Annotated in this window: 6 protein-coding genes; 1 reads left to right on the top strand and 5 read right to left on the bottom strand. The window is 45.9% G+C overall.

The genetic code is table 11. From position 1 onward, the window contains the following. Together ACEW9J_RS11895 and ACEW9J_RS11890 are read right to left on the bottom strand one after the other, a co-directional pair. A partial coding sequence (locus tag ACEW9J_RS11895; RefSeq protein WP_373545335.1) for a 2-hydroxyacid dehydrogenase occupies nt 1-789 on the bottom strand: 789 nt, incomplete at its 3' end. Nucleotides 790-949: 160 nt separating this feature from the next. Continuing rightward, nucleotides 950-2509, bottom strand: coding sequence for a pyruvate kinase (locus tag ACEW9J_RS11890; RefSeq protein ID WP_373545334.1), 1560 nt, complete (start codon nt 2507-2509; stop codon nt 950-952). A 198-nt stretch (nt 2510-2707) separates the two neighbouring features. On the opposite strand from ACEW9J_RS11890, the gene ACEW9J_RS11885 reads away from it, so the two are divergent. Next, the gene (locus tag ACEW9J_RS11885; protein ID WP_373545333.1) at nt 2708-3007 is read left to right on the top strand and encodes a type II toxin-antitoxin system ParD family antitoxin; all 300 of its coding nucleotides are present in this window, start codon (nt 2708-2710) and stop codon (nt 3005-3007) included. Nucleotides 3008-3379: 372 nt separating this feature from the next. Here ACEW9J_RS11885 and ACEW9J_RS11880 read toward each other — a convergent pair whose 3' ends face one another. From ACEW9J_RS11880 to ACEW9J_RS11870, 3 genes are all read right to left on the bottom strand, one after another. Further along, nucleotides 3380-4141, bottom strand: a complete 762-nt coding sequence (locus tag ACEW9J_RS11880) for a DUF6544 family protein (RefSeq protein WP_373545332.1) — start codon at nt 4139-4141, stop codon at nt 3380-3382. Nucleotides 4142-4178: 37 nt separating this feature from the next. Beyond that, nucleotides 4179-4838: a DUF6064 family protein gene (locus ACEW9J_RS11875; protein ID WP_373545331.1), complete on the bottom strand. Its 660-nt coding sequence runs from the start codon at nt 4836-4838 to the stop codon at nt 4179-4181. Between the two features lie 13 nt (nt 4839-4851). Beyond that, nucleotides 4852-5072, bottom strand: a 221-nt coding sequence (locus tag ACEW9J_RS11870; RefSeq protein ID WP_373545330.1) for a type II CAAX prenyl endopeptidase Rce1 family protein, incomplete at its 5' end; no start/stop codon positions are given.

Raw genomic sequence — 5072 nt, 5'->3', positions numbered from 1 at the left:
CTCTTGTTCATAGACATCTAATCCTAATGCGCTGATTTTGGATGATTTGAGTGCAGTAACAATGGCATCTGTATCGATTAACGCGCCCCGACTAGTATTAATTAGCATCACATGGGGCTTCATTTGCGCGATCGCCTCCTTGTTAATTAAGTGATAGTTTTCGGGAGTTAATGGACAGTGGAGAGTAATAATATCCGACTGAGAAAACAGTTGAGATAGCTCCATGTATTGGACTCCGATTGCTTCACATCGGGGATTGCGGAAGGGATCGTAAGCGAGAACTTTGCAACCAAACCCCGTCATGATTTGGGCGGTGACTGTACCAATTCTACCCGTACCGATAATCCCGATTATGCGTCCATGTAAATCGAATCCGAGCAGTCCTTCGAGTGAAAAATTGCCTTCACGGACGCGGTTATATGCTCGATGTAATTTGCGATTGAGTGTCAGGATTAGTCCCACGGTATGTTCGGCGACGGCATAGGGGGAATAGGCGGGAACTCGGACTAATTTGATGCCCAAATTTTTTGCTGTCTCCACATCGACATTGTTATATCCAGCAGAGCGCAAGGCAATGAGGCTGACATGATGGCTAGCAAGAGCCTCTAGTGTGTTTTTATCGACTTCATCATTGACAAAGATACAAACAGCAGTTGCATCTTTAGCAAGGATGGCGGTGTGTCGATCGAGTTTAGGTTCTAAAAATGTTAGTTGATGTTGATGTTGGATATTAGCGGCTGTAAAAAATTGGCGATCGTATGACTTGGTACTAAAAATAGCAACTTTCATGGTTTTTATTGTTGGTTGAAATAATCACCCTATATTCCGCACGATTTTAATCGTCGCTCGTGATGCGAAACCCGCCTTCGCGGGTTAGTACCCCAGTCCGCGAAGGCGGACTTTGCAACACTAGCCACGATTTTAATCGTCGGCGGTACTAGAACTGAAATCACCATGAATGAAGTGCCCGCAATTGAGGTGTTTTTTTCAATTGATGGGCTTCCATCCGCGTGAGTACATCATCCAAAATACCGATCGCTTCGCCAATAAATGGCCCTTTATTTAACATCACACACTCTGCCCGTTCGGACATGGCAACATCGCTCATTTCGCCCCGCGAAGGGATACCATCTTTGACCAAATTCTCTAATACTTGGGTTGCCCAAATCACCGGAATATGCGCTGCTTCGCAAATCCATAACATTTCTTCTTGGATCTCGGTGAGACGCTGATAGCCAATTTGAACAGCTAAATCGCCCCTGGCAATCATCACCCCAAACGATCGCTTTCCGGCGGCATAGACGATTAATTCTGGCAGATTGGTAACGGCAATTGCGGTTTCAATTTTGGCAACGATTGCAGGTGGGGACAGTCGGTTTTCACAACGTTTAGCCAACTCTTGTTGCAATAATTCAATATCGCTAGGTCGTTGGACAAATGAGTAGCCGATAATATCCGCATGAGCCGCGACAAAATCTAGATCGGTTAAATCTTTTTCAGTTAGGGGGCTAAGATCTAAAACTGTATCTGGGAAATTCATCCCCTTTTCAGGTTTGAGTTTGACTCCTTTGGGGCTGGTATTAGTTACTTCTAATAATAGTCCTGGTTGTTCGTGAGCGATCGGATACTGGGTATCGACTACCTGAGTCCAAATCTTGCCATCGTCGATGTAGACAGGGGTGTCAACAGCTAATAAATCGAGAATACTCGGAATCGTACAGCTAGTCTGGAAATGTTCTACATGGGTCGATTTAGCCGGATCTACTGCACTTTCGAGTTCGGGTTCGCGCCGCGATAGTACAATTCGATCGCCTTTAAATACCCGTTTTTTATGGTGTGGCATCAATACAGCCCCAGTGCGAATTTTGGGGCCACCTAAATCCATCATAATTTTACATTGCGTGCCTGTTTCTTGTTCGGCGCGGTGGATATTATCGATCGCACCTTGCCAGATTTCGGGAGTATCGTGGGCACAATTAATCCGCATACAGTTTGCGCCGCGTTGAATGAAACTTCGCACCAGCTCGTAGTTGGTGGCGGCTTCAGTATCCAGCGTGACCATAATTCGGACTCGACGATGGGGTGAGGATTCACCGAATAATTCATCCGTGTGCTGCTGTAGTAATCGATCGCCCTCAAAGAAAAATTCGACAGGTGGACGCTGGAAATGTCGATCTGATTTAGAGCCACAAATGACTTCTAAAGTGGCAATCACCGCATCGAGATTGGGCATTACCCGTCCTTCGATCCGACCTAATGAGGATAAACCCCAAGGCATCAGCGCAGCTTGGAGAGAGCGGAGATCGTGCCGACGTAAAGCTAGATATTCAGCTAAATTCAAGGCACTATCGATAAACGCCGTCCGCTGAATGTGCGGGTTCCACTCGTCAAAGGTGGCTTTTCCTTCACTTTCAACGGTCTGGCGTAGTGCTTGCAGCGTCGATAGTAAACCCTGGGGACTCGATAGATTGAGTGATTCGGTACTAGATTTGGAAATTTGACTAACCATCTAAATATTAGGAGATCGGCTATCTTCGACAATACTGTACAAAGATGAGGAACCTGTGAGGGAGGCTTGATTCGGCAGAGCCGATACACGAACGGTGTAAGTGATATGCTGCCGCGATCCGCTGTGGCAAATCGTTGGCAGTAGCGGAGCGTTTGCCCTAAGTTATAATTCAAATAGTCCGACCTCATAAACACCCTCATGACTTACCTCACCATCGCTTTACCAGAAGCAATGAAAGATTACGTCGTTGTAGCGTCTCCTGTGGAGAATCGACAGGTTGCCAGCGGTGTATATAGTACTGCTGACGAGTTTTTAACGGCTTTGATTCTCCACAGGAGAGGCTACGCCAACGAGCAAGAGCAAGAACGTCAAGCCAAACAGAAAGTCAATGCCATGTTACGATCCACTCTCCAAAAAAATAAAACAGTTGAAGCCACCGATGAGTGGTGGGAACAACAGCATCAATATCTCACCGAGCAACTTCCGCCTCAAACATGAACCGCCGTATCTGAATAACCGAGGATGCTAACGTCGATCTTCAAGAGCATTTTAATTATCTAGCTCAAAATAATCGGGATCGTGCCTTTCATTTCTTTGATGCAGCACGACAAACTTTTGCAGCCTTAGCTAGAATGCCTGGAATGGGGTGACAATAAGAAGGTGAAGAGGATGATGTTGTCAACATCCACAAATGGACTGTGAAAGGGTTCAAAAACTATCTCATCTTTTATCGATATGATGATGAAACCCTGGAAATTCTGCGGATTATTTTTGCGACAAGAGACTTGACTCCACTTCTAAAAGATTTATAAACATCGATTCTCTTTTACAGAAGCTATGCGAACGACCTCTCCTTTGACGTAGATCGGTCTATCGATAGATTACATCATCGATCGTGGCTCGGAAAAATTCGCCCTCCGACTCAAACCGCTCAGAGCCAAAGTACCAGCCAACCCGTAGACGGGTTGGAATGGTGTAACCGCAGAATGTGCGATCTTCCTCTAAAATTCCACCGAAGTCCACATCACGGAACTCACCACCGTCTGGATTACCCCAACGTGGTAACTTGAGGGCTTTGAGAGCACCTGTTCGATCGATCGTGAAATCTAGTTCGGCTCGTTCGCCTTGCACGACAAAACTGGAATGCAAATTGGAGTCTAGATCCGATGACTCTGTGCTGGTAAATGAAACGTCGTCGCCACAGAGTACAGAAGGTAAGCACACTGACTCTGATTGGAGGCGACCGATCGCAGACCGTGTAATATCGGTACCACTCGCCGTCATCACAGGGAATAATCCTAATATCTTCCACTGCATCGTACCGATACCGTCGATGATCCGATCGGAGCCGACAATCGGCAAGAAGCCATTCATCCATGCTGTAGCACTCCAAATCAGTCCATGCTCCCAGCAAATAACTTGCTCGGCTGTGAATGGAATCCACTTTTTCAATTTAATTTCGCCATGCATTTTCAAGCGCACCGCAGAGGCGAGCTTTGTTCCAGGCGCGATCGCGTGTTCGAGATATCGTCTGGCTGTTTCTGGTAAGTGCGAGAGTCGATCTGGGTTGAATACCAGCTCAGTAGGTGTCGCCGAATCCCAGAGTGCATCGAGAGAAATTGATTTAGTCATGACTATCTCCAGTATTTTGATTGTATTTTTGGCGAATTTATAATATTTGTGCTGTTTTCAGTGTTAAATTATGCTGGACGATCGCAGCAGTTCCCATCGTTGCCGCTACGAGCAATCCAAAATCTTCTTTGATTCCAAAATTCCATGCTGCCGAAGTTCCGACGACCGACCATAGAACTGGAATAATCAATAAACTCAATGAAATTTTTCTGTCGGCCCACAGGAGCAATCCAAATGTGAAAATAGTTGTCGGGCAAGGTGTCCCAAACGTCGGTGTTGAGGGGAAGATTCGCCCCAGCGCATAGCCGATTAACGGATAAATTACCAGTGCATAAGCAATAAATACCGCGCCAAGAATGCCGTCAAAGCTTCGGCTAGCACGAAAGCTCAATCTGTTTCTTGCCACGCCTTCGTACCAAAATAACAAGCCTTGAAAAATGAACACCGTCCCGAACAAATAGGCAGGTGGACTGATTGCTGTAAAGAAAATTAAATGGTATGCGATCTCCGTCCAGAGCCAGAGCAACCCAAGTAACCCTGAAATGATTTTGTTTCTGGACGGTTTGCGACTTGTCGCTAGGAAAATCACGACAGCCGCTACTAAGAGAAGGACAAACTGAATTGGATATATTGTTTTATTGTATTTCTCAAAAACATGAAAAAACTGTTCGATCGTAAAAGGGATACCATTATTCATATCTTCCTCATGCTTATTTCTCCACATTCCTAAATAGACCAAGGGCGACTAGTACTAGAAATCCAACGACCAGTCCATAGGGCCGAAGATCGTCCACAACTATGATGGGTATAACCCAAGCCCAAGCATTGACAGCAGTGTGCAGCACTAATGCTGGTAGCACACTGCCCCTAGTGCGATTGAACAGCCATGCAAACAGGATCGACAGGGCGATCGTGCTCACCATAAACAGTA

The organism is Chamaesiphon sp. (genome assembly GCF_041737865.1).
Classification (GTDB): domain Bacteria; phylum Cyanobacteriota; class Cyanobacteriia; order Cyanobacteriales; family Chamaesiphonaceae; genus Chamaesiphon.
Note: the sequence above shows the minus strand (reverse complement) of the source record. Positions and strands in the feature narration are given on the sequence as shown.

What these genes read in the sequence shown, in the direction of transcription:
- ACEW9J_RS11875 (WP_373545331.1), bottom strand. Translation starts at nt 4,838, where the DNA reads ATGAATAATGGTATCCCTTTTACGATCGAACAGTTTTTTCATGTTTTT.
- ACEW9J_RS11890 (WP_373545334.1), bottom strand. Translation starts at nt 2,509, where the DNA reads ATGGTTAGTCAAATTTCCAAATCTAGTACCGAATCACTCAATCTATCG.
- ACEW9J_RS11880 (WP_373545332.1), bottom strand. Translation starts at nt 4,141, where the DNA reads ATGACTAAATCAATTTCTCTCGATGCACTCTGGGATTCGGCGACACCT.
- ACEW9J_RS11885 (WP_373545333.1), top strand. Translation starts at nt 2,708, where the DNA reads ATGACTTACCTCACCATCGCTTTACCAGAAGCAATGAAAGATTACGTC.